22 protein-coding genes are annotated in these 22,634 nt (G+C 53.5%); 19 read left to right on the plus strand and 3 right to left on the minus strand.

The features are described from left to right. From coaBC to BO53_RS0111955, 8 genes are all read left to right on the plus strand, one after another. Window positions 1–1,191 carry a bifunctional phosphopantothenoylcysteine decarboxylase/phosphopantothenate--cysteine ligase CoaBC gene (gene coaBC / locus BO53_RS0111920; RefSeq protein WP_031548491.1) on the plus strand — a complete coding sequence of 397 codons (1,191 nt, stop codon included), beginning with the start codon at window positions 1–3 and terminating at the stop codon, window positions 1,189–1,191. Continuing rightward, window positions 1,191–3,572, plus strand: a complete 2,382-nt coding sequence (gene priA, locus BO53_RS0111925) for a primosomal protein N' (protein WP_031548493.1) — start codon at window positions 1,191–1,193, stop codon at window positions 3,570–3,572. The genes coaBC and priA overlap by 1 nt, the downstream gene beginning before the upstream one ends. A gap of 12 nt (window positions 3,573–3,584) precedes the next feature. Then, window positions 3,585–4,529, plus strand: coding sequence for a methionyl-tRNA formyltransferase (gene fmt, locus BO53_RS0111930; protein ID WP_031548495.1), 945 nt, complete (start codon window positions 3,585–3,587; stop codon window positions 4,527–4,529). After that, entirely contained in the window at window positions 4,530–5,828 is a 1,299-nt protein-coding gene (gene rsmB, locus BO53_RS0111935) for a 16S rRNA (cytosine(967)-C(5))-methyltransferase RsmB (RefSeq protein ID WP_031548497.1), read from the plus strand. Further along, window positions 5,828–6,931, plus strand: a complete 1,104-nt coding sequence (rlmN, locus tag BO53_RS0111940) for a dual-specificity RNA methyltransferase RlmN (RefSeq protein ID WP_031548499.1) — start codon at window positions 5,828–5,830, stop codon at window positions 6,929–6,931. Before rsmB ends, rlmN begins: the two co-directional genes overlap by 1 nt. Before the next feature lie 2 nt (window positions 6,932–6,933). Then, entirely contained in the window at window positions 6,934–7,680 is a 747-nt protein-coding gene (locus BO53_RS0111945) for a Stp1/IreP family PP2C-type Ser/Thr phosphatase (protein WP_051683114.1), read from the plus strand. After that, window positions 7,677–9,626 carry a Stk1 family PASTA domain-containing Ser/Thr kinase gene (gene pknB / locus BO53_RS0111950; RefSeq protein WP_245608239.1) on the plus strand — a complete coding sequence of 650 codons (1,950 nt, stop codon included), beginning with the start codon at window positions 7,677–7,679 and terminating at the stop codon, window positions 9,624–9,626. The genes BO53_RS0111945 and pknB overlap by 4 nt, the downstream gene beginning before the upstream one ends. A 65-nt stretch (window positions 9,627–9,691) precedes the next feature. Then, the gene (locus BO53_RS0111955; RefSeq protein ID WP_031548508.1) at window positions 9,692–10,963 is read left to right on the plus strand and encodes a cytochrome P450; all 1,272 of its coding nucleotides are present in this window, start codon (window positions 9,692–9,694) and stop codon (window positions 10,961–10,963) included. A gap of 68 nt (window positions 10,964–11,031) precedes the next feature. Here BO53_RS0111955 and BO53_RS0111960 read toward each other — a convergent pair whose 3' ends face one another. After that, entirely contained in the window at window positions 11,032–11,802 is a 771-nt protein-coding gene (locus BO53_RS0111960) for a hypothetical protein (RefSeq protein ID WP_031548510.1), read from the minus strand. Between the two features lie 96 nt (window positions 11,803–11,898). Here BO53_RS0111960 and BO53_RS0111965 point away from each other — a divergent pair, with 96 nt between their 5' ends. Continuing rightward, the gene (locus BO53_RS0111965) at window positions 11,899–12,597 is read left to right on the plus strand and encodes a sirohydrochlorin chelatase (RefSeq protein ID WP_031548511.1); all 699 of its coding nucleotides are present in this window, start codon (window positions 11,899–11,901) and stop codon (window positions 12,595–12,597) included. Window positions 12,598–12,639: 42 nt separating this feature from the next. On the opposite strand, the gene BO53_RS0111970 is transcribed toward BO53_RS0111965, so the two are convergent. Continuing rightward, window positions 12,640–12,945, minus strand: a complete 306-nt coding sequence (locus BO53_RS0111970; RefSeq protein WP_031548513.1) for a rhodanese-like domain-containing protein — start codon at window positions 12,943–12,945, stop codon at window positions 12,640–12,642. Window positions 12,946–13,034: 89 nt separating this feature from the next. Here BO53_RS0111970 and rsgA point away from each other — a divergent pair, with 89 nt between their 5' ends. Genes rsgA through BO53_RS0111990 form a run of 4 tightly spaced genes read left to right on the plus strand, consistent with a single transcriptional unit; the run spans window position 13,035 to window position 15,887 of the window. Further along, window positions 13,035–13,901 (plus strand): ribosome small subunit-dependent GTPase A, encoded by an 867-nt coding sequence (gene rsgA / locus BO53_RS0111975; RefSeq protein WP_031548515.1) that lies wholly within the window; start codon window positions 13,035–13,037, stop codon window positions 13,899–13,901. 1 nt (window position 13,902) lies between these two features. Further along, window positions 13,903–14,547, plus strand: a complete 645-nt coding sequence (rpe, locus tag BO53_RS0111980; protein ID WP_031548517.1) for a ribulose-phosphate 3-epimerase — start codon at window positions 13,903–13,905, stop codon at window positions 14,545–14,547. Further along, a complete protein-coding gene (locus BO53_RS0111985; protein ID WP_051683115.1) occupies window positions 14,544–15,170 on the plus strand; it encodes a thiamine diphosphokinase in 627 nt (208 codons plus the stop codon). Before rpe ends, BO53_RS0111985 begins: the two co-directional genes overlap by 4 nt. Window positions 15,171–15,185: 15 nt before the next feature. Further along, on the plus strand, window positions 15,186–15,887 hold the full coding sequence (locus BO53_RS0111990) for a DUF554 domain-containing protein (protein WP_031548522.1): 702 nt from the start codon (window positions 15,186–15,188) through the stop codon (window positions 15,885–15,887). A gap of 46 nt (window positions 15,888–15,933) precedes the next feature. Here BO53_RS0111990 and rpmB read toward each other — a convergent pair whose 3' ends face one another. Then, window positions 15,934–16,122, minus strand: a complete 189-nt coding sequence (gene rpmB / locus BO53_RS0111995) for a 50S ribosomal protein L28 (protein ID WP_031548524.1) — start codon at window positions 16,120–16,122, stop codon at window positions 15,934–15,936. Between the two features lie 193 nt (window positions 16,123–16,315). On the opposite strand from rpmB, the gene BO53_RS0112000 reads away from it, so the two are divergent. From BO53_RS0112000 to BO53_RS0112025, 6 genes are all read left to right on the plus strand, one after another. After that, window positions 16,316–16,684 (plus strand): Asp23/Gls24 family envelope stress response protein, encoded by a 369-nt coding sequence (locus BO53_RS0112000; protein ID WP_031548526.1) that lies wholly within the window; start codon window positions 16,316–16,318, stop codon window positions 16,682–16,684. Between the two features lie 21 nt (window positions 16,685–16,705). Continuing rightward, window positions 16,706–18,355, plus strand: a complete 1,650-nt coding sequence (locus BO53_RS0112005) for a DAK2 domain-containing protein (protein ID WP_031548528.1) — start codon at window positions 16,706–16,708, stop codon at window positions 18,353–18,355. A 61-nt stretch (window positions 18,356–18,416) separates the two neighbouring features. Beyond that, window positions 18,417–19,082 carry an L-serine ammonia-lyase, iron-sulfur-dependent subunit beta gene (gene sdaAB / locus BO53_RS0112010; RefSeq protein WP_031548530.1) on the plus strand — a complete coding sequence of 222 codons (666 nt, stop codon included), beginning with the start codon at window positions 18,417–18,419 and terminating at the stop codon, window positions 19,080–19,082. A gap of 10 nt (window positions 19,083–19,092) precedes the next feature. After that, the gene (gene sdaAA / locus BO53_RS0112015) at window positions 19,093–19,965 is read left to right on the plus strand and encodes an L-serine ammonia-lyase, iron-sulfur-dependent, subunit alpha (RefSeq protein WP_031548533.1); all 873 of its coding nucleotides are present in this window, start codon (window positions 19,093–19,095) and stop codon (window positions 19,963–19,965) included. Further along, window positions 19,965–21,938 carry an ATP-dependent DNA helicase RecG gene (gene recG, locus BO53_RS0112020; RefSeq protein WP_037342208.1) on the plus strand — a complete coding sequence of 658 codons (1,974 nt, stop codon included), beginning with the start codon at window positions 19,965–19,967 and terminating at the stop codon, window positions 21,936–21,938. Before sdaAA ends, recG begins: the two co-directional genes overlap by 1 nt. After that, window positions 21,935–22,549, plus strand: a complete 615-nt coding sequence (locus BO53_RS0112025; RefSeq protein WP_031548537.1) for a class A sortase — start codon at window positions 21,935–21,937, stop codon at window positions 22,547–22,549. The genes recG and BO53_RS0112025 overlap by 4 nt, the downstream gene beginning before the upstream one ends. The last annotated feature ends 85 nt before the right edge of the window (window positions 22,550–22,634 follow it).

The following is a 22,634-nucleotide window of genomic DNA, read 5'->3' on the forward strand; positions in this document are numbered from 1 at the left end:
ATGGCAAATATTGTAATCGGAGTTACCGGTGGCATTGCCGCATATAAAGCTGTAGACCTTACGAGCAAGCTGATCCAGGCAGGACACGAGGTCCGTGTGGTATTGACGGACAACGCCCTCGAATTCATCACGCCGCTGGCGTTTCAGGCCATCAGCCGCAACCACGTCTATACGAATACGTTCAAGGAAGAGGATCCGTCAGTAATTTCCCACATCAACATCGGGGAGTGGGCGGATATCATTGTTGTTGCACCCATAACCGCCAATACAATCAGCAAGCTGGCATGCGGCATCTATGACAATATGCTGCTCAATGTCCTTGCAGCCAACACCAAACCGGTCATCCTGGCGCCTGCAATGAATGTGCATATGTACAACCAGCCGGCCATCCGCCGCAACATGGAGACCCTGATGGATGACGGGTATCATTTCATCGATTCGGAATCGGGCTTCCTTGCCTGCGGCTACAACGCCAAAGGGCGCATGGCGAACGTGCCTGAAATCAGACAGTATATTGAAGAGCTCCTCATGAAGGGCGGCAGCCTGAAGGGGAAGAAGGTCCTGGTGACTGCCGGGCCGACGCAGGAGTCGATCGATCCGATCCGCTACATCACCAATCATTCCAGCGGCAGGATGGGCTATGCAATCGCTGAAGCGGCACAGAAGCGCGGTGCCGAGGTCGTGCTCGTCAGCGGGCCCGTCAACCTGGCAAAACCAGCGGGGGTCAATGTCATCGATGCCATTTCCACCGAAGAGATGTTCACTGCGGTGAAAGCGCACATGGATGCGGATCTCGGCATATTTACGGCCGCCGTCAGCGATTTCACACCCATCACACGGATGGAGGGCAAAATGAAGAAGCAGAAGGGTCAGGAGACGGTCTCCATCGATTTGAAGAAGACGCCGGACATCCTCAAATATGCCGGGGAGCACAGCGCGGATATGTATGTCGTCGGGTTTGCGGCGGAGACCGATAATGTCGAGCGGTATGCAGAGGACAAGCTCATGCGCAAGAACGCCGACTGCATCGTGATGAACGATGTATCCGATACATCCATCGGCATGAACAGCACCGACAACGAAGTGGTCATGCTGTTCAGGGAGGGGGACCCGGTCCCGTTTGAAAAGATGGACAAGCGGGTGCTTGCCGAGCAGATCATCGACACGCTCGTCCAGAGGTGGCTTGGATGATGTTTGCTTCAGTCATTGTTGACATACCGAGCAAAAGTGTCAACCAGGTGTTCGACTACCGCATTCCGGATGGAATGGAGGGCCTGATCAAAGTGGGCCACCGTGTGCTCGTCCCCTTTGGACGGCGGACGATACAGGGGTATGTAATGAAATTGCAGGACACCACCGATTTCGATCCATCAAGAATCAAGGAAATCGCCCGCACCCTCGATATAGAACCCGTGCTGACGGAAGAGATGGTCACGATCGCAAAATACTTGGCGGACTACTACGTCGACCAGTACATCAGTGTGATCGAGACGATTCTGCCGGCTGCGCTGAAGGCCAACTACAGGAAGGTGCTCAGGCTCGCGGAAGGTCATACGACAGAAGCTGAAGCGGCATTGGCGGAAATCTCCGGCGGTGCTGAAGTCGAACCGAAGCGGCTGGACCCTGAGGAACTGAAGGCACTCTCGCCGCATCTGAAGTCGGGGGATATACTGGAAGAGACCGTCATCAGGCAGCATACAAAGAAGAAGACGGCGCTTGCCGTCTATTCGCTGAAGCAGCAGGGCGGGGACCTGTCCCGTGCCAAGAAACAGCAGGAGCTGCTTGCAGTCATCGATGCATCGTCCGAACCGCTTTTCGTCAGGGATCTTGTCAATGACGGCTTCTCCAATCATCTGATCAATGCCCTGCACAAAAAAGGGTATATCGAAAAGGTGGAACGGGAAGTGGAGCGTGATCCATACAGCGGACGCATCTTCACGAGCGATCCGCCGAAAGTGCTGAATCCAGAGCAGCAGCATGCCTACGGCAGAATCATGGAGGCGTTGGATGCACAGCAGGCGAAGACATTCCTCCTCCACGGCATTACGGGCAGCGGCAAGACGGAAGTATATCTCCAGGTCATCCAGAAGGTGCTCGAAGAAGGCCGTACGGCAATCATGCTTGTGCCGGAAATCGCCCTGACGCCCCAGATGGTCAACCGCTTCAAAAGGCGGTTCGGTGATGATGTCGCGGTGCTGCACTCGGGGCTCTCCCATGGTGAAAAGTATGATGAGTGGCGCAAGATCAAAGAGGGCAGGGCGCGCGTCTCCGTCGGTGCAAGAAGCAGCATTTTCGCCCCGTTCGAAAACGTCGGTGCCATCATCATAGATGAGGAGCATGAAACGACATACAAGCAGAGTGACCGCCCGATGTATCATGCGATTGAAGTGGCGAAGTTCAGAAGCAGATACCACAATTGTCCATTGATACTGGGGACGGCTACACCAAGCCTTGAAACGTACGCACGGAGTGAGAAGGGCGTCTATGAGCGGCTGGAACTGACAGAACGGGCCGGCACGAAGGTGCTCCCTGAAATCAGTGTGGTGGACATGTCGGAAGAGCACCGTACCGGCAACACATCAATCATCTCCAAGCCGCTCGAAGCGGCGGTCCGTACACGGATCGAACGGGGGGAGCAGACGGTGCTGCTGCTCAACAGGCGCGGCTACTCCAACTTCCAGATCTGCCAGAGCTGCGGGTACGTGCCCATGTGCCCAAACTGCGACATTTCGTTGACCTACCACAAGTCGAACCGGAGTCTGCTCTGCCACTACTGTGGGTATGAAGGCCCCGTCCACAAAACATGCGACAACTGTCAGAGTGACGATGTGACATTCAGGGGAACAGGCACCGAGAAGGTCGAGGAGATCCTCCGGGACATGTTCGATGCGGAAGTGGTCAGGATGGATAATGATACGACGAGAAGGAAAGGGATGCATGAAAAGCTGCTTGACCATTTTGAGCAGGAGGAGATTCCGATTCTGCTCGGCACACAGATGATCGCCAAAGGGCTGGATTATCCGAAAGTGACCCTTGTCGGGGTGCTGAACGCCGATACGATGCTCAATCTCCCTGACTTCAGGGCCAACGAGAAGACATATCAGCTGCTGACACAGGTTTCAGGCCGGGCGGGGCGCCATGAGCTGACGGGGGAAGTCATTTTCCAGACGTACAACCCGACCCACTACGCAATACAGCTGGCGAAGGAAAACGACTACCGGCGCTTCTATGAGAAGGAGATGGCGTTCAGGCGCCTGGCCCGCTATTCACCCTACTTTTTCCATGTCCTGTTCACCGTTTCAAGCGAGGACATCAGAAAGTGCCTGAAGGCAACAAGCCATATCCATGATACACTGATCCAGAAAGTTTCAGACCAGTCGATCATCGTCGGCCCCTCACCAAGCCCGCTCGAACGCATCAACCGGCAGTATCGCTTCCAGATACTGCTCAAATACAAAAGGGAGCCGGAACTGCTCGAAATGCTCAATTCATTGGATGAATACTACCACGAGGCATACAGGACCGAAGGCATTTCGCTCCGGATCGACGTGGATCCACTCGTGATCATGTAGGAGGAATAATTTATGACAGAAACAATCATTTTTATGGGGACGCCGGATTTTTCAGTGCCGATATTGGAGAAGCTCAACGATGAGTACAATGTCGCCATGGTCATCAGCCAGCCGGACAAGCCGGTGGGCAGGAAGCGGGTAATGACGCCGCCGCCTGTCGCAAAAGCGGCAAAAGCGCTCGGCATCCCGCTGTTCCAGCCGGACCGCATCCGGGATGAAGCGGCCATCGGAGAAATCGAAAGCATAGGGCCGGACCTGATCATCACCGCAGCTTACGGACAGATACTGCCAAAGGCACTGCTCGAGGTGCCGCACCTCGGGGCAGTCAATGTCCACGCCTCCCTGTTGCCAAGGCACAGGGGCGGCGCGCCGATCCATCGTGCCATCATGGAGGGGGACAGTGAGACCGGTGTGACCCTCATGTACATGGCCGAAGGCCTGGACAGCGGGGACATCATCAGCAGTGTGGCCACACGGATCGAGGATTCGGATGATACAGGGTCGCTGCACGACAGGTTGTCGCACATGGGCGCCGAACTGCTCATGGAGACACTGCCGGACATCCTTGCAGGAAGGAACGCGCGCACTCCGCAGGATGAATCGTCCGTTACCGTGAGCCCCAACATCTCAAAGCAGGATGAACGGCTCGACTGGTCGGAGGATGCCCGCACTGTGTTCAACCATATCCGGGGGCTGTCGCCGTGGCCGGGCGCCTATACGGAAATCGACGGGAAGCGTCTCAAGATCTATGGTGCGAACCCGCCGGAGGGGACATCAAAAGAGGCACCGGGCACGATTGTCGGGACGACTCCGGACGGCATGCAGGTTGCATGCGGGGATGGCGGCGTGATAGAGGTTACGGAAGTGCAGCTGGCCGGCAAGAAGCGCACAGACGCATCAGAATTCGCAGCAGGCAGGCAGAACATCGCCGGCACTGTGCTCGGGCAGGTGGTGTAGATGACAGTACGTGAACTGGCACTGGATGCCTACACGAGGGTCGTGGATGAAGGCGGCTACAGCAATATCATACTGAATGACATGATCAAGAGGGAAGGCCTTCCCGCCAACGATCGGGGGCTGCTTACCGAGATCGTCTATGGTACAATTTCCAGGCGGCTGACGATACATTTCCACATCAGGCCGTTCATCCGTACGAAGCTGAAGCGCTGGCAGAAGAATCTGCTGGATATCACCGTCTATCAGATCGTATGGCTTGAGCGTGTGCCGAACTATGCTGCGATAAACGAAGCGGTGGAGATTGCGAAGGAGCGCGGGGGTCCGCAGGCAGCCAATGCAGTCAACGGCATACTCCGCAGTTTCGAGCGGGCACCGCTCCAGAACTTCGACGGCATCAGGAGTGAGACCGCGCGCCTGTCGATTGAAGCGAGCATACCGGAGTGGATCATTTCACATTGGAAGACCCATCACGGCATGGACGGGGCGCGGGAGATCGCCATGGCGCTCGGCAGCCGTCCCAAAATGTATATACGTACGAACACTTCGCGTATCAGCCGGATGGCACTCGTCGAAAAGCTCCATGAAGAGGGACTCGACGCGGTGCCTTCCGAAATACAGGCGGACGCCATCGAAGTCGGGGGCGAGGTGATCCAGTCGAGGTTCTACCAGGAGGGTCTGTTCAGCATCCAGGATGTCAGTTCCATGCTTGTCAATGATGCACTTGCACCTGAAGACGGCGACGTCATCCTCGATGCATGCAGCGCGCCCGGCGGCAAAGGGCTCCATGCACTGGAGAAGACGCCTTCAGGGCACGTCGACCTGTCGGATATACATGACCACAAGATTCCATTGATAGAAGAGCAGGCCCGGCGCCTCGGCCTGTCCAACCACGAAGTATTTCAGGGCGATGCCACAAAGAAGGCATACCCAAGGCAATATGATCGCATCATCGTAGACGCACCGTGCTCCGGCCTCGGTGTAATCCGCAGGAAACCGGAAATAAGATATGAACGGAAAGCAGAGGATATAGACAGTCTTGTCGCCCTCCAGCTGGAAATCCTATCCAACGTAAAAAATTATTTGAAGCCTGGCGGCGTACTCGTCTATTCGACGTGCACCATCCATCAGATGGAAAACGAAAATGTCGCCTATACGTTCATGAAAGAGAATGAAGATATCGAGTTTGATCCGTTCACCCTCGAGGCATTTGATTTTGAAGGTCCATACCGGCAGATTCTGCCCCAGGAGGCAGGAACCGACGGGTTCTTCATAGCCAGATTCAGAAAGAAGGAAAAATAATGATTCAAAGACCACCAAAAAAACCGATAAAGAACAATAGACAACCCGATTTCGACCGACCGTCCATCTACTCGCTATCCCTTTCGGATCTTGAAGAACTCGCCATCGGATGGGGCGAGGAGAGGTATCGTGGCGGCCAGATCTTCGAATGGCTCTACACACACCGTGCCGACCATTTCGATGATATGCTCAACCTGCCGAAGGCAATGCGGGAGGCACTGGCTGAAAATTACAGCATCGACCCGCTCGAGACCGTGGTCAGACAGGAGAGCGAGGACGGCACAATGAAGTTCCTCTTCCGACTGCGGGACGGCTATACGATTGAAACGGTGCTGATGCGCCATGACTACGGCAATTCAGTATGTGTGACGACCCAGGTCGGCTGCCAGATCGGCTGCAGCTTCTGCGCCTCCACACTTGGAGGATTGAAGCGTAACCTGGAGGCGGGTGAGATCGTCTCGCAGGTCGTACAGATACAGAAGGCACTGGATGAAACGAACGAACGCGTCAGCAGCATCGTCATCATGGGCATCGGCGAACCTTTTGAAAACTATGTCCAGATGATGCAGTTCATCAGGATCATCAACCACGACGCCGGGCTGAACATCGGCGCGCGCCACATCACAGTATCGACAAGCGGCATCGTGCCGAGGATCTATGATTTTGCAGATGAGGACATCCAGATCAACTTTGCCGTCAGTCTGCATGCGGCGGATAATGAAACCCGCACGCGGCTGATGCCGATCAATAAAGCGTATGACATCGACAAGCTGATGGACTCGCTCAAGTACTACCAGCAGCAGACGAACCGCAGGGTCACTTTCGAATACGGCCTGTTCGGCGGGGTCAATGACCAGCCGGAACATGCGAAGGCGTTGAGCGAACTGATCAGCGACCTTAAATGCCATGTCAATCTGATTCCGGTCAACCATGTGCCGGAACGCAATTATGTCCGGACGAGCAAAGACGATATATTCGATTTTCTTGAAACATTGAATGAATGCGGTGTGAATGCCACACTCCGGAGGGAGCAGGGCACTGACATCGATGCGGCCTGCGGACAGCTCAGGGCAAAAGAATCCAAACAGGAGACGGGGGAGTAGTCTTGAAAGTCATCGATCAGAGTATTCGGGGGGATTACAGGGATCTCAACGAAGATGTTACAGGTATTTTCCAGAATGGCACGGGGCAGACGCTGATGCTTGTATCGGATGGCATGGGTGGCCACCGGTACGGGGATGTCGCCAGCCGGTTTGTACATGACGAGATTGGGGCGGCATGGAAAAATGAAAACTTGCTGAATGTTGAAGATGGCGTGGAATTCCTGCGCCATCTGGTGATGGACGTCAATAGGAGGATGTTCGACTACCAACAGGAAAATCCGGAATATCAGGGCATGGGTACGACACTCGTGCTGGCAGCTGTGATCGAAGAGACAATCATCATTCTCAACGTGGGTGATTCAAGGGCCTACGCCATGAATGACCGAATGATCGAACAGGTGACGAAGGACCATTCCTTCGTCAACATGCTGGTTGATGCAGGGGAGATCACCGAAGCCGAGGCCAAGGTGCATCCGAAGCGCAATATCATCACAAAGGCGATGGGTACCGACCGTCTGATCCAGGCGGATGTCTTCAGGCTGCGGAACAGGCAGTACGACTATCTGCTGCTTGCTTCCGATGGCCTGACGGACGACCCCGAGGACAGTGAACTGCACGCCATCATCACCCGGAGCGGCCGGACACTTGAAGAGAAGGCGTCGCAGCTGGTGGACCAGGCGTTGAAGAGTGGATCCACCGACAATATCAGCCTCGTTCTGGCCGATCTGAAAGCGAGTGAAGGGGAGTGATCGGCCGGATCGTCTCCGATCGCTACGAAGTGATGAAGTACCTGGGCGGCGGGATGAGTTCCGTCTATCTGGCCCGGGACATCATCCTGGATCGGGAAGTGGTCGTAAAGCTGATCAAAGTGGACCACCAAAACCGTGAAAAGTCGAAGGCGCGCTTCCAGCGGGAAGTGGAAAGCACCATTCATCTTGCCCATCCGAACATCGTCAGTGTACTGGATGTCGATGAATCCGAGGAGTACCATCTGCTGGTGACGGAAGTCGTCCATGGACCGACGCTCAAGGAGTACATCCGGGACAATCACCCGGTTCCACTCGAGGAGGCCATCAGGATCAGTGAAATGACACTGAGGGGCATCAAGCATGCGCACAATGCCGGCATCATCCACAGGGACATAAAGCCGCAGAACATACTGATGAATGAAGCGCAGCAGATCAAAATCACCGATTTCGGCATCGCCAAGGCACTCAGTGACACGAAGATGACGGAAACCAACCAGGTGATGGGCTCCGTACAGTACATTTCCCCCGAGCAGGCCAAAGGTCAGAAGACGGACGAGCGTACGGATATATATTCGTTCGGCATCGTCCTCTACGAACTTCTGACCGGTACACTGCCATTTGATGGGGAGACGGCTGTGTCGGTCGCCCTGAAGCACATATCCGAACCCCTGCCGGACATCCTGCATCATCGGCAGGTGCCCGAGGATCTCGCCCATATCGTCTATAAGTGTACGAACAAGGATCCATATGACCGCTATCGCCAGGTGGACGAGATTCTTCATGACCTGAATGATTTCAAGGAGGGGCGGGCACTAGACAAAGCGCCTCCCGGAAGAGATGAGCAAAAGACGGTCGAGACCGCTGCAGTCATACCTGATGCTCACGAGGCGGAGGATGAGGAGGAAGGGATACCACGTAAAAGAAGGTGGCGTGCACTGCTGTGGACGGTGCCGCTGTTCCTGGTCATGGCCGCCCTTCTGATGGCAGGATTCATGCTGTGGCAGGGCAGTAGCACGGTGGTGATGCCGGATATGCAGGAGATGACCATGGAGGAGGCCGAACCGCTGCTCGAGGAGAACGATCTGATTCTCGGCGAGATTACTGAGGAATACAACAACACCTTCGAAGCCGACAGGATCGTCGAGACATCGCCGAAGGCCGACAACGAGGTGGAGAAGGGATCGACAGTGGATTTTGTTGTCAGCATGGGTGAAGAGCCATACGTGATGGAGGATTTCACCGGTGACCAATACAACAGTGTGAGAAGCACAATCGACGCCATCGGGTTCAGTTCTGTGGAGATTGATGAAGTTTATGATGATTCCGAGCCGGGGACCGTTCTATCGCAGTCCATCGAGGCCGGGGATGAAGTGGATCCGGCGGCGGAAGCACTGAGGCTTGAAGTCTCCCAGGGGCTTGAAACCGTGGAGGTACTGGACTATACGGGCCAGCCCTACGAGACGGCAGAAAGCGAGCTCACTGAACAGGGCTTTAATGTCGAAGTGATACAGGAGGCCTACAGCGGTGAAGTGGAGAGCGGCCATGTCATCAGCCAGGATCCGAGCTACGGAAACTTCGTGCCGGGATCCCCAATCCGTATGATCGTCTCCCTTGGAGAAGAGCCGCCGGACGAAAAGCAGTTTGCCAAAGAGATCACCATCCCCTATGAATCTGAAGCGGATGCCGAAGAAGAGCCGACCGAGGAAGAGAATGGGGATGAGGCAGAAGGTGAAGGCAGCGAAGAAGAAGATGCAGCCGAGGCAAAAACTGTCGAAATCTACGTCGATGACAAGGACAATTCAATGGATGAGGTGTTTGATACCCTCGAGATTACAGAAGATACCGAGTATACGCTGAATCTCATCATCCAGGAAGGCGGGACGGCATCCTACCGCATTGAAGTCGAAGGGGAAACCGTGCGTGAAGAAGAGATTCCATATGAGTAATTATTGGCATATATGCAATGATTTATATATAATGAGATAGGAATACTGAAATTGGAGGAAAATTTATGAGCACAATCAAGAAGCACAAGGGTCTCGATAACACTCTGAAAGTCATGAAAGAGGGCTATCTCTATACAACGAACCAGAGAAGGCGCCTTGGATCAGATAATATCTTTGAAACAAGGGTGCTTGGCGGAAAACGCGCCATCGTCATCAGCGGTAAGAAGGCCGCCGAGCTATTTTATGACAATGACAAGACAGAACGTTCAGGGACGCTTCCAAAACGTCTGGTGAACACACTGTTTGGTAAAGGCGCCATCCATACGACAACAGGAAAGAAGCACGTCGACAGGAAAGCGCTCTTCATGTCCCTCATGACGGAAGGCAACCTGAAGCATCTCAGGGAACTGACGCGCAATCACTGGTACATGAATACCCACAGGATGGAACAGATGGACCAGATCAACATCTACAGGGAATCCATCATCCTGTTGACCAAAGTCGGCACCAAGTGGGCGGGTGTACAGGCCCCGGAAGAGAAAATCGAAGAAATCGCGACTGACATGGACATCATGATCGACTCCTTCAAAGGGCTGGGTACTGCCTACAAAGGATATAAAGCCTCTGTAGCCGCACGCCGCCGTGTTGAGGACTGGCTCGAAGACCAGATCATCCAGACGCGCAAAGGCAAAATATTCCCTCCGGAGGGGACGGCACTCTACGAGTTTGCCCATTGGGAAGACTACAAGGGTAATCCAATGGATTCCAGACTCTGTGCAATCGACCTCATGAATACATTCCGTCCACTGATCGCAATCAACCGTTTTGTATCATTCGGTCTGCTTGCCATGTATGAACATCCAATTTCAAAAGAGAAAATCAAGAACGAACCGGACTATGCCTACATGTTCTCCCAGGAAGTCAGACGCTTCTATCCATTCGTTCCGTTCCTCCCTGGAAAAGCCAAGACGGACATCCAGTTTGAGGGCCACGACATCGAGAAGGACACGATGCTGGTTCTGGACATCTACGGTACAATGCATCGGGACGACGTCTTTGAAAATGCTGATGAGTTCTATCCGGAGCGCTTCCGCGACTGGGATGGCAGCCCATTCGACCTCATCCCACAAGGTGGCGGGGACTATTACACGAACCACCGCTGTGCAGGTGAGTGGATGACCATCATCATCATGGAAGAGACGATGAAATACTTCGCCGGCAAAATCAGCTATGATGTGCCTGAACAGGATCTTACAGTGGATCTCAACAGCATCCCGGGCTACATCAAGAGCGGATTCATCATCGAGAATGTCCAGGAGAATGTTGACCGCGGATAGTATACACAGAATAAAAACCTTCCACAGCCAGGCTGTGGAAGGTTTTTTTGATGCGTGAAATGAAGTCATTATTCCGGAGCGGCATATTTGAAGCGCTTCGTGCTGTCTGCGGCCACGGATACTTCGAGGCCCGGCACGGGAGTCTGGTCCAGGCGGTTGATGACACTCTGCAGGATGCCGACGCGGAGGCGGTCCTGCTCGCGGTCATGGAGCTCTGGCACGGCTTCCGCGAGTGCAGCGAGCAGTGTGGAAAAGGTGTATTCCTCTCCAGGTGCCATCACCTCCGGAATGCTCCGCCTCACTTTTTCCACGATCGGCTGAAGATTGCCGCTTTCCTGGCTGCCCGGGATGTAGAAATACCTTTTGTTTTCGATGACGGTCTGGTTGAAATTCGTTTTGGGATCGAGTTCCAGCTGCTTGACGGCACCTTCCAGTACAGCAGTCCGGTCCTTCTTGTCCGACGCATCGAACAGTTCGGGGATGATCGGCTTCAGAAGGGCGAACAGCTCGCTGAAAGTGTAGTAGCGCCCCGGCTCCATCATCGTCGCCAGTTCGGTGATCACCTTGTCCCTTACACTGAAATAGCGCTCCTCGCCCTCATACTCCCCGTACTGTATATCCTGCATGAATATGGAGCGGAAGATGGAGTTGAAGAGCGGGGACGATTCGACCCAGGCAATCACACGGCTGCCGCTGTTGAGTCCGCGGACGAACCAGTCCTTGACGTGGGCATTCCACATGTACTCGTATACTTTTGCGATGAAGAAGTCGATCAGCTTGGCACCAAGGTACGCAAGCATGCCCAGAAAGAATATGAGCAGGGGATTCGAAATTGTCACCCGGCATCACCTCCCTATCCACATACCCTTTTAGGACAGACTTGCCACATGGAAAAATAAAAAGCATCTGCTATAATGCAGTTGAGGGGGGATCGAATGGCACATGATGTCATCGTCATGCATGGTTCAAAGAGGGAGGCGCGCAATACGGAGCTGGAAAGCCGCCTGGATACGCTGATGGAATCACAAGGACAGTACAGTGTGGCGTTCATAGAAAGCCATGAACGGAGCATCTGCCGGGTGGTCGGCAGGCTGGCAGGAGAGGGGGAGCGTGACTTCAACATCATCCCGCTCCTCTTCTTCTCGGCCTCGCACTACTCCCGCGACATTCCGAAGGCACTCGAACATTTGAAGGCGGAATATCAGGACATGCGCTGGACTGTTGCGCCTCCCGTCGGCACCCATCATCTAATGGCCCGATTTGTGGAAGGACGGGTGGCGGAGCTTGCTGTGGAAGATGTCACGATCATCGTGATGGCGCATGGAAATGAAGATTATCCGCAGGCGGACCGTGAGCTGAAACAGCTTGTGGCAAACCTTGATATCCGCATGCCGGCACATCCCGCAACGCTTTATGGCGAGCTTTCTGTAGAGCGCCTGTCCGAGCAGCTGGACAGGGCCGGGGACTTCATCATCGTACCGATTGACCTGGAGGACGGTTTTCTGACCGGAAAGATGGAGAAGGCGGTTGAGGGGATTCTGCCGGAGGGTTCCATAACTTTTGCACCGTCAGTCAACTTCAGTCCCATACTGGCGGCTATCATTCAGGACCATATGAAGCTCGGAAAGAAATAGAAGTAAAAAAAGGCGCCCGGGCGGGCGCCTTTGGTGCGGATGCTACAGGTGGTTGACCGGTCCGTCGTAGTCCAGTATGCCGCCTTCGACATTCACAGCATCGTAGCCGTTGTCGAGGAGGTAGTTCTGCACCTGTGCGCTCCTTTTGCCGGAGCGGCACATGACATAGTACTTCTTGTCCTTGTCAAGGTTCGGCAGGGCACTGTCGATGTTGGACATTGGATAGTGCTGGGCGCCGGGCACGAAGCCCGTCTCTTCCAGTTCATCGCGCTCCCTTACATCAATCAGTACATTCCCTTCGTCCTTAGTGACGTTCTGTACTTCGCTTGCCTGAATGGATTCTGCCATAATAATTCCTCCTTATAGAAAGTGCTAGTCATATTTTATCATAAAGAGGGTAACTGTTATAATGGAGAAAAACTATTTCGGGGTGAGGTATGCTAAAAGGTAGAATTACAAAAGCGCTCAGCGGCTTCTATTATGTGGAATCGGAGGGGGTCCTCTATGAAACGAGAGCCCGTGGGCTGTTCAGAAAAACGAAGGAATCACCGCTGGTGGGCGACATCGTCACCTTCCAAGTCGAAAATGAAAATGAAGGATATATCGGGGAGATACATGCGCGTAAGAATGCACTCATGCGGCCGCCAGTCGCCAATATCGACCAGGTGCTGATCACGATGAGCATGAAATCCCCCGAGTTCAGCTACTACCTCCTGGACCGCTTTCTTGCCTATGCAGAAGCGCATGACATCGAGCCGGTCATTGTCATCACGAAGACGGATCTTCTGAAGGATGAAGGGTATCTCAAAGAAATCGAAGCTGTCTACCAGCCCATATACGACATCCATTTCACCGACCGCCATCATATCAATGAAGATCTGAAGGGAATATTCAAAGACAAGATCAGTGTTCTGGCAGGGCAGTCCGGTGTCGGCAAGTCCACGCTGCTGAATACGCTCGTGCCGGAGCTTGAGCTGAATACTGCAGAAATATCCAATGCACTGAACCGGGGCAAGCATACGACGCGGCATGTCGAGCTTGTGGAAATCGCAGGCGGCCTGATTGCCGACACCCCCGGTTTCAGCACGATAGAATTCACTGAACTCGACAGATATAACCTGAAGTTCTGCTTCCCGGACTTCAATCATTTCAGCGACGCATGCAAGTTCAGGGAATGTCAGCACATCAAGGAGCCGAAATGCGGCGTGAAGCAGGCGGTGGCCGATGGCAGGCTCGCGGCCAGCCGTCATGAGAGCTATCTGTCCATCTATCAGGAAATCGAAAACAGAAAGGCGAGGTATTGACATGACAAAAGTACTTCCATCACTATTGGCGAGTGATTTTACGAGACTCGGACATGACATCGAAAAAATGGAGGCGGCAGGAGCGGACATCTTCCACCTCGATATCATGGACGGACAGTTCGTACCAAACATCTCCTACGGCATGCCGGTGGTCGAGGCCATCAGCCGGACTGCCGCCATCCCGCTTGATGTGCACCTGATGACGCTCGATCCGGAGCAGTTCATCGATGAATTCAGCGGACTCGGCATCGACATGGTGTCATTCCATATTGAGGCGACCAACCATCCCCACAGGCTGATGCAGCGCATCAAGCAGAGCGGCATGAAGGCGGGTATTGCACTGAATCCCCACACCCCGGTCGGGCATATCCAGCACCTGCTGGCGGAAATCGACTTCATACTGATCATGACGGTCAATCCGGGATTCGGCGGACAGCAGTTCATCGATACCTGTGTGGACAAGGTCCGCACGCTGGACGCGCTGAGGACCGATAATGGATATGAATATGAGATTGAAGTGGATGGCGGCATCAACCAGGAGACGGCGGAAATATGCAGGGGAGCAGGGGCGGACCTGTTCGTCAGCGGTTCCCATCTTTTCAAGTCGGAGGATTGGCAGGAAGCAATCAGGGAGATGAAGCAGTGAATCACATCAATGTGCTGATCCGTGAGGACAGTCCGGGCATTCCACACGAAAGAAGAAATGAAAGGTGGGCAGGGGTGGACCGCGGCGTCTACCTTCTGCTCAAGGAAGGCATTGTCCCCGATTACACGTATGGGGACTTCGATTCCGTGGATGCGTCGGAATGGGCGTTCATAAAGCGGCATATGGAAGTGGCGCCCGTACCTTCCCGGAAAGATGATACGGACCTTGAGATGTGTCTGAAGGATCTTGTGGGGCGCGGCTATCAGTCGATAGATGTCTATGGGGCAATCGGCGGCCGGCTGGATCATACCCTGGGCAACATATTCCTGCTCATGCATGGTGAATTCAAGGATGCCGATATTACACTGATCGACGCCCAGAACATCATGCGGCGCCTTGATGCCGGCACCCATAATATCGAAAAGGTCGAACCGATGAAATATGTATCGTTCATCCCCTTTGTTGAAGGGACTTCGCTGACACTCGAAGGGTTTGAATACAATCTTGATAAGGAGCTTCTGAAGCTCGGTGCAACACTTACGATCAGCAATGAGTTTCTTGATACAAAGGCAACTGTGCATACAGATGAACCGATAATTATGATACAATCCAGAGATGAATAGAAAAGGGGGGGTCGAATGATTTTAGCAGGTGCATTTGTCAACGGCATGGCCATCATCATCGGCGGGGTGCTCGGGCTGGTATTCACCTTCATTCCGGATGCGATCAAGGATTCCATCATGAAGATCCAGGGACTCATCATCGTGACCCTCGGCATCCAGATGGTGGTGCAGACGGAGGACATCATCATCACCCTGCTCAGCCTGATCGTCGGGGTAGTCATCGGCGAGATCATACGTCTTGAGGAGGCACTCAACCGGTTTGGCCACTGGATGGAGTTCAAGCTTGGAGACAAGCACGCCGGGAACCTCTCCCAAGGTTTCGTCTCGGGTACACTTGTCTTCATTGTGGGGGCCATGGCGATTGTAGGCGGCCTTGATGCCGGACTCAGAGGGTCCAACGAGGTGCTCTTCACCAAAGCGATTATGGACTTCTTCATTGCGATTGTAATGACCACTACATATGGTCTTGGCGTCATCATATCAGGAATTCCTACGTTCTTATATGAATCCGGCATCATTCTCTCTGCCCAGCAGATCGCCCGTGTGATTCCGGAATTCATACTGGATGAGATGATCGAACAGGTGACGAGTACAGGCGGGGTCATACTGCTCGCCATCGGGCTCAACATGCTGAACGTCACGCATATGCGTGTCGGCAATATGATTCCGGCCATTTTTACAGCAATGATCATGGTCTATCTGATCAATATATTCTAAAAAAAACCATCCGACAGGGTCGGATGGTTTTTTCGGTTATTCGTAATTAGACGCGTTCAACTTTGCCGGATTTGAGGGCGCGGGCTGAAACCCAAACTTTTTGTGGTTTGCCGTCAACCATAACTCTTACCTTCTGAAGGTTTGCACCGAATCTTCTCTTGTTGGCATTCATTGCGTGTGAACGGTTGTTGCCTGAAGTCGCCTTGCGACCAGTGAAAAAGCATTCTTTAGCCATGTTGTCATCTCCCTTTTATAAATATTACCATAAACATTGATTGTAGGTTTAATTGCATACTATAATATAATACATGATAAGAAAAATTTTTACAAGCAATTTTCTGCGGGAGCTGCATTATGCCCAATTGAATTCACTTGTATTTATACGTTGTTTCTGCTTATAATAAAATGATGTGTCAGGGGGAAAAATAATGGCTCTTGAAATTAAAAATGAATTGGGAAGCATCGATATCGCCATGGATGTCATCGCGAACATCGCCGGTGGAGCGGTAGTGGAAAGCTACGGCGTGGTCGGCATGGCTTCAAAGCACCAGGTCAGGGACGGGTTTGCCGAACTGCTCGGCAAGGAGAACTACGCACGTGGTGTCATCGTTGAGAACAATGAAGGCAATATTGATATCGACCTGTATATCATCGTCGGCTATGGAATAAAAATATCAGAAGTGGCGACGAATGTACAATCAACTGTAAAATACAAACTTGAAAAGACACTTGGACTCAATATCAAATCTGTGAATATACATGTCCAAGGGGTCAGAATCATCAATACCGAGGACTGATCAGGGAGGATTTACTAAGCGATGGATAAGATAGATGGAAAAATGTTTAGGAATATGATTTTAAGCGGGGCCGAAAACCTTCGGCAGCATGCTGAATATGTGGATTCATTGAACGTCTTCCCTGTTCCGGACGGTGATACGGGTACGAATATGAACCTGTCCATGACTTCAGGCGCAAACGAGATTGAAGACAGGGAAGATGAACATATCGGTACCGTGGGCAGACACTTCTCAAAAGGCCTGCTGATGGGGGCGCGCGGCAATTCGGGCGTCATACTCTCCCAGCTGTTCAGAGGGTTCTCCAAAGCGATCGAGGAGCGGGATGAAATCGGTGCGGAAGACTTCTCTGCTGCTTTCGAAGCCGGTGTGAAGACGGCATACAAGGCAGTGATGAAGCCTGTTGAGGGGACGATACTGACAGTAGCCAAAGATTCCGCAGACAGGGCTGGAGAGGCCGCCGGAAAAGAATCCTCCATCATCGCCATCATGGAAGCGGTCATTGAAGAGGCGGAAGCTTCCCTGGAAAGAACACCGGATCTGCTCCCTGTTCTGAAGGAGGTTGGTGTGGTCGATTCAGGCGGACAGGGCCTGGTCTACGTCTACCAGGGATTCCTTTCCGCACTGAAGGGTGAAACCATTGAAGCCGGCAGCAAGCCGGCCGATACGGATACTTTCGTCAATGATGCCCATGAGTTCGATGAATTCATGTCGGCAGAAGATATCGAGCATGGTTTCTGTACGGAATTCATGGTGCGCTTCGAGGCGGACAAGCAGAAGTTCGATGAAGATGCTTTCCGGCAGGACATGAGTGAATTCGGAGACTCCCTCCTGGTCATCTCGGACGATGAAATCGTCAAGGTCCATGTCCATACGGAGACACCGGGCGAAGCGATGACATACGGTGCAACATACGGTGAACTGATCAAAATGAAGATTGAAAACATGCGGGAACAGTTCAGGGAGATCCAGGAGAAGAAGGGTGCATCCGCAGGCAGGAAGCAGGAAGGCCGGGCCTATGACACCGCCATCATCACTGTTTCTTCAGGAGAGGGCATCAATGAGCTCTTCAGGAGCATCGGGGCGACGCATATCATCAATGGCGGCCAGACGATGAACCCATCGACGGAGGATATCCTCCGGACCATCGAAGGCGAAGATGTAAAGCAGGTCATCATCCTGCCGAACAACAAGAACATCATCATGGCGGCTGAACAGGCCCGTGACATGCTTGAAATTCCGGCAGTGGTGATTCCGACACGTTCCATACCGGAAGGACTGTCTAGCCTCCTCGTCTATTCTCCGGATGAAAACCTTGAGCAGGTCAGGGAAGCGATGGAGGCGTCCCTCGAGCATGTTAAGACGGGGCAGGTCACCTATGCGGTGAGGGATACGAAGATAGATGGCATGGAAATAAAGAAAAACCAACATATGGGCATTAAAGATGGTAAAATAACTGGAGCGGACGATTCCCGTGAAGCAACATTGAAGCAGCTGATAGAATCCATGCTTGATGAGGAATCTGAAATTGTAACTGTACTGATTGGTGAGGAAGGCGACGCCGAAGAAGTGGAGCGCATCATCTCATCGATTGAACCAGAACATGACGAAGTTGAATTTGAAGTTCATGACGGACAGCAGCCGGTGTATAGTTATCTACTATCTGTAGAATAGTCATAGGGACCTCATCGGCCGAATGTGCCGGTGGGGTCTTTTTAAAATTGGAGGCGATTGTATGAAGTATAAAAGTGTATTCGATATCATCGGCCCGGTAATGGTCGGCCCTTCCTCTTCGCATACAGCAGGAGCAGCGAGGATCGGACTGCTTGCACGCAGCCTGTTCGGCGGCCAGCCGGATCATGTGGATATATACCTTTATGGATCTTTCAAGGATACATACAAGGGGCATGGTACAGATGTTGCACTCATCGGTGGACTGCTCGGATTCGACACGGATGACGACCGCATCATCACTGCAGAGGCGCTTGCCAAGGAATCGTCCATGCAGTACCAGTTCATCGAAATGGAGGAGGAGCGTTCCCATCCGAACACTGCAGTCCTCCACCTGGTGAAGGGCAGTGAACAGCTGACGGTCGAGGGCATTTCAATCGGCGGCGGCAAGATTGAAGTGGTCAGCATCAATGACTACCCGATCAACCTGTCCGGGAATTATCCGGCGCTGCTGGTATTCCATAAGGATACTTTCGGAACGATCGCCCGGGTGACCACAATACTCGGAAACAATGAGATCAACGTCAGCCAGATGAATGTGGCCCGCAAGGAAAAGGGCGATGTGGCCCTGATGACGATCGAACTCGATGATACAATCGATGAAGCAGTGATAGAAGAGGTGCGTGCGGCATCCGGTGTGGACAGAGTAATCGAAATGAAGGAAAGCTAGGGGGGCCATCATGTTTAAAAGTATTCAGGAATTGATAGATCAGGCAGCATCGGAAAACAAGGCGATTTCAGATGTGATGATGGAGCAGGAGATGGCAGTGACGGGCAGGTCCTACCTCGATATCTACAAGGATATGGAGCGGAACCTCGAAGTAATGGAATCTGCTGTCGAAGAGGGCATCGGCGGGGTGGAGAGCACCACCGGACTGACCGGCATGGACGCGGTCAAGATGAAGAAGTATATCGACAGCGGCAAAGGTCTGAGTGGGGAACTGACACTCTACGCGATTGCGCATGCAGTCAGTACGAATGAAGTGAATGCGGCCATGGGCAAGATATGTGCCACACCGACCGCCGGATCGGCGGGTGTCGTGCCCGGCGTCCTATTCGCAATGCGTGAGAAGCATGATATCTCCCGGGAGGAAATGGTGAGGTTCCTCTTCACTTCCGGCGCCTTCGGCTTTGTCGTGGCGAACAATGCAAGCATCTCCGGTGCGGCCGGCGGATGCCAGGCAGAGGTGGGCAGCGCAAGTGCGATGGCTGCCGCGGCCCTTGTGGAAATGGCCGGGGGGACGCCTGAGATGAGCGCCCATGGCTTTGCGATTGCGCTCAAGAATATGCTCGGACTGGTCTGCGATCCCGTCGCCGGTCTTGTGGAAGTGCCGTGTGTAAAAAGGAATGCGGCCGGTGCAAGCAATGCATTGACGGCAGCGGATATGGCTCTGGCCGGAATCGAATCCAGGATTCCTGCAGACGAAGTGGTCGAAGCGATGTACAAGATCGGCCTGACGATGCCTTCTGCACTCCGGGAGACCGGCCGCGGCGGACTGGCCGGCACACCGACAGGGGAGCGCATCAAGGCCGAGCTTTTCGGTGAACAGTAATGCCCGTCATGTACCAGGTGGTGACACCCCCGACGCCGGTCGAAGACCTGAAGGGTGTTGGTCCGAAACTCCGTGATAAATTGCTGGAACTGGACATCAAAGACGTGAATGATATCGTATTCAACCTTCCGAGCGGGCATGAGAACCTGACAGTCATGAACTTGACGGAAGCCGGACATAATGACAAGGTCACCGTTTCCGGCACCGTCCAGACGGAACCGGCACTCGCCTACTTCAGGGGCGGCAAAAATCGGCTGACGGTGTTCATGGAGATCAACGGCATGTACGTCAAGGTCGTATTCTTCAACCAGCCCTACCTGAAGGACAAGCTGAAGGTGGGGGAGACGGTCAAAGTTTCGGGCAAGTTCCAGCGGCACAAGCTCGAGATCAACGCCCAGAGGCTCGTATACGATACTTCGGGCGGCTACCGTGTGAAATACTCCCTCGGGGGCGTCATGCACTCGAAGACGTTCCATAAGATTGTGGCGGAAGTCTTCGCAAACTGCATCTTCAACTACGATCTGCCCGAGGACCTGAAGGAGAAATACCGGCTGCTGTCGGTCCGGGAGGCGCTCCGGCGGCTGCACTTTCCACAGAGTGCGCATGACATCAATGAAGCACGCCGGACGATAAAATTCTACGAGCTTTTCATCTTCCAGCTCCAGCTGATGGAGAAGCGCAAAAGGGAGCGTGTAAGGAATGAGCGGTATATCGTGGACTATGATGTCGAGGCGCTGCGCACGTTCATCGACACACTGCCCTTTGAACTGACGGACGATCAGAAGCGGAGTGTGAACGAGATATGCCGGGACCTCAAGCAGAATGTGTCCATGCACCGCCTGCTGCAGGGGGATGTCGGCAGCGGCAAGACGATTGTCGCGGGAATCGCAAGCTATGCGGTGAAGACGATAGGTGAGCAGACGGCACTGATGGTGCCGACCGAAGTGCTCGCAAATCAGCACTACCAGTCATTCCTTGAAATATTCGATGGTCTCCTGAACATCGCCAAGCTGACCGGCAATACGTCGAGGAAAGAGAAGATTGGTATATTGGCAGCACTCGAATCGGGGGAAATCGATCTGATCATCGGGACCCATGCACTGATCGAAGATGATGTCGTCTTCAACAGGCTCTCCCTCATCATCACCGACGAGCAGCACCGTTTCGGCGTCAACCAGAGGAGGCGTCTGAACGACCGGGCATATCGGAAGAATGTGCTCTACATGACTGCGACACCGATTCCGAGGACCCTCTCCATCACCACATTCGGTGATATGGACATTTCCATCATCAAGGAGATGCCGAAGGGGCGGAAGCCGGTGGAGACATATTGGCGCCGCTTCGATGAGACGGACGAAGTGCTCGATGCACTGGCGGCCGAAATAAAGAAAGGCCATAATGCCTATATCGTAGCGCCGCTGATAGAGGAATCGGAGACGCTCGACCTGAAGAATGTCCAGGAGATCTTCCAGCTGTTCACCGACCGATTCGGTGAGGAGAACGTCGAACTGGTGCACGGGCGCATGAAACCGGATGAGAAGGATGCCGGCATGCGCCGCTTCGAATCGCACGAGAAGCCGGTGCTCGTGTCGACGACGGTCATAGAAGTAGGCATCAACGTACCGAATGCCACATTCATGGTCATATTCAACGCCGAGCGTTTCGGCCTTTCCACACTCCATCAGCTGAGGGGGCGTGTCGGCCGGAGCGACAAGCAGAGCTACTGCGTGCTGATCAGCGATCCGAAGACCGAGAATGCGAAACTCCGCATGGACATCATGACGAGCACGACGGATGGCTTTGAACTGAGCGAAAGGGATCTTGAGATGCGCGGCCCGGGGGATTATTTCGGTGTCCGCCAGAGCGGGCTGCCCCAGTTCAAGGTGGCCGACCTGGCCGAGGACTACCGCGTGCTTGAGCATGCCAGGATGAGCGCGATAGAATACAGTGCAAAAATGGAGGCGGGCGAATGAAACATGTCCTGAGACTCTCCGGAGCCCTGCTGATTGCGGCAGGGCTCCTGCTGTTCTTCTGGCAGGATATCCGGGAGATTTTCATAGACAGGGTAAATGACCGGATGATCGAGTCCTACCACGATGACAGCAGACCGGTCGAGGTGAACAGGCTGGAATCCTTCGTCACCGGAGTGGACCAGAGTGCATCATATGATATGGAAGGTGTGGCCGGTGTCCTCAGGATTGAATCTGCTGACATAGAGGAACCGGTGTTTTCTGGACCGGTGACCGAAGAGAAGCTGAAGAGCGGCCTGTCGTTCGTCGACGCCATCGATCATGTGGACATGCAGAACATCCCCATCGCGGGGCACCGCGTGGAGGGGGCCGGCATCCGCTTCAACCATCTTGACCGGGCCGCCGTCGGAGACATCGTCGAGTTCGGAACTGGAGATGAAGTGCGCAGCTATGAAATCACTGATATGTTCGAAGTCGACCCCTCACAGGTCGAAGTACTGGATCAGAAGAGGGACCATCCCCAGCAGCTGACTCTGATCACATGCGAGGACTACAACCCCGAGACGCTCCTTTTTGAAAAGCGTCTGATCGTAAAGGCGACGATAATGGAATAGCATGCCGGCGCATGGGCCTTCGGGCACAGCGCCATTTTTTTGTCATATATGCTATAAAGTGTTTGAAATCACCAAAGCAGTTATA

It is taken from the genome of Salinicoccus luteus DSM 17002 (assembly GCF_000712035.1).
In the GTDB taxonomy this organism is placed as follows: domain Bacteria; phylum Bacillota; class Bacilli; order Staphylococcales; family Salinicoccaceae; genus Salinicoccus; species Salinicoccus luteus.

Bases quoted from the DNA above. Each gene is read 5' to 3' on its own strand.
- coaBC (WP_031548491.1), top strand. From the start codon at position 1: ATGGCAAATATTGTAATCGGAGTTACCGGTGGCATTGCCGCATATAAA.
- priA (WP_031548493.1), top strand. From the start codon at position 1,191: ATGTTTGCTTCAGTCATTGTTGACATACCGAGCAAAAGTGTCAACCAG.
- fmt (WP_031548495.1), top strand. From the start codon at position 3,585: ATGACAGAAACAATCATTTTTATGGGGACGCCGGATTTTTCAGTGCCG.
- rsmB (WP_031548497.1), top strand. From the start codon at position 4,530: ATGACAGTACGTGAACTGGCACTGGATGCCTACACGAGGGTCGTGGAT.
- rlmN (WP_031548499.1), top strand. From the start codon at position 5,828: ATGATTCAAAGACCACCAAAAAAACCGATAAAGAACAATAGACAACCC.
- BO53_RS0111955 (WP_031548508.1), top strand. From the start codon at position 9,692: ATGAGCACAATCAAGAAGCACAAGGGTCTCGATAACACTCTGAAAGTC.
- BO53_RS0111965 (WP_031548511.1), top strand. From the start codon at position 11,899: ATGGCACATGATGTCATCGTCATGCATGGTTCAAAGAGGGAGGCGCGC.
- BO53_RS0111970 (WP_031548513.1), bottom strand. From the start codon at position 12,945: ATGGCAGAATCCATTCAGGCAAGCGAAGTACAGAACGTCACTAAGGAC.
- rsgA (WP_031548515.1), top strand. From the start codon at position 13,035: ATGCTAAAAGGTAGAATTACAAAAGCGCTCAGCGGCTTCTATTATGTG.
- rpe (WP_031548517.1), top strand. From the start codon at position 13,903: ATGACAAAAGTACTTCCATCACTATTGGCGAGTGATTTTACGAGACTC.
- BO53_RS0111990 (WP_031548522.1), top strand. From the start codon at position 15,186: ATGATTTTAGCAGGTGCATTTGTCAACGGCATGGCCATCATCATCGGC.
- rpmB (WP_031548524.1), bottom strand. From the start codon at position 16,122: ATGGCTAAAGAATGCTTTTTCACTGGTCGCAAGGCGACTTCAGGCAAC.
- BO53_RS0112000 (WP_031548526.1), top strand. From the start codon at position 16,316: ATGGCTCTTGAAATTAAAAATGAATTGGGAAGCATCGATATCGCCATG.
- BO53_RS0112005 (WP_031548528.1), top strand. From the start codon at position 16,706: ATGGATAAGATAGATGGAAAAATGTTTAGGAATATGATTTTAAGCGGG.
- sdaAB (WP_031548530.1), top strand. From the start codon at position 18,417: ATGAAGTATAAAAGTGTATTCGATATCATCGGCCCGGTAATGGTCGGC.
- sdaAA (WP_031548533.1), top strand. From the start codon at position 19,093: ATGTTTAAAAGTATTCAGGAATTGATAGATCAGGCAGCATCGGAAAAC.
- recG (WP_037342208.1), top strand. From the start codon at position 19,965: ATGCCCGTCATGTACCAGGTGGTGACACCCCCGACGCCGGTCGAAGAC.
- BO53_RS0112025 (WP_031548537.1), top strand. From the start codon at position 21,935: ATGAAACATGTCCTGAGACTCTCCGGAGCCCTGCTGATTGCGGCAGGG.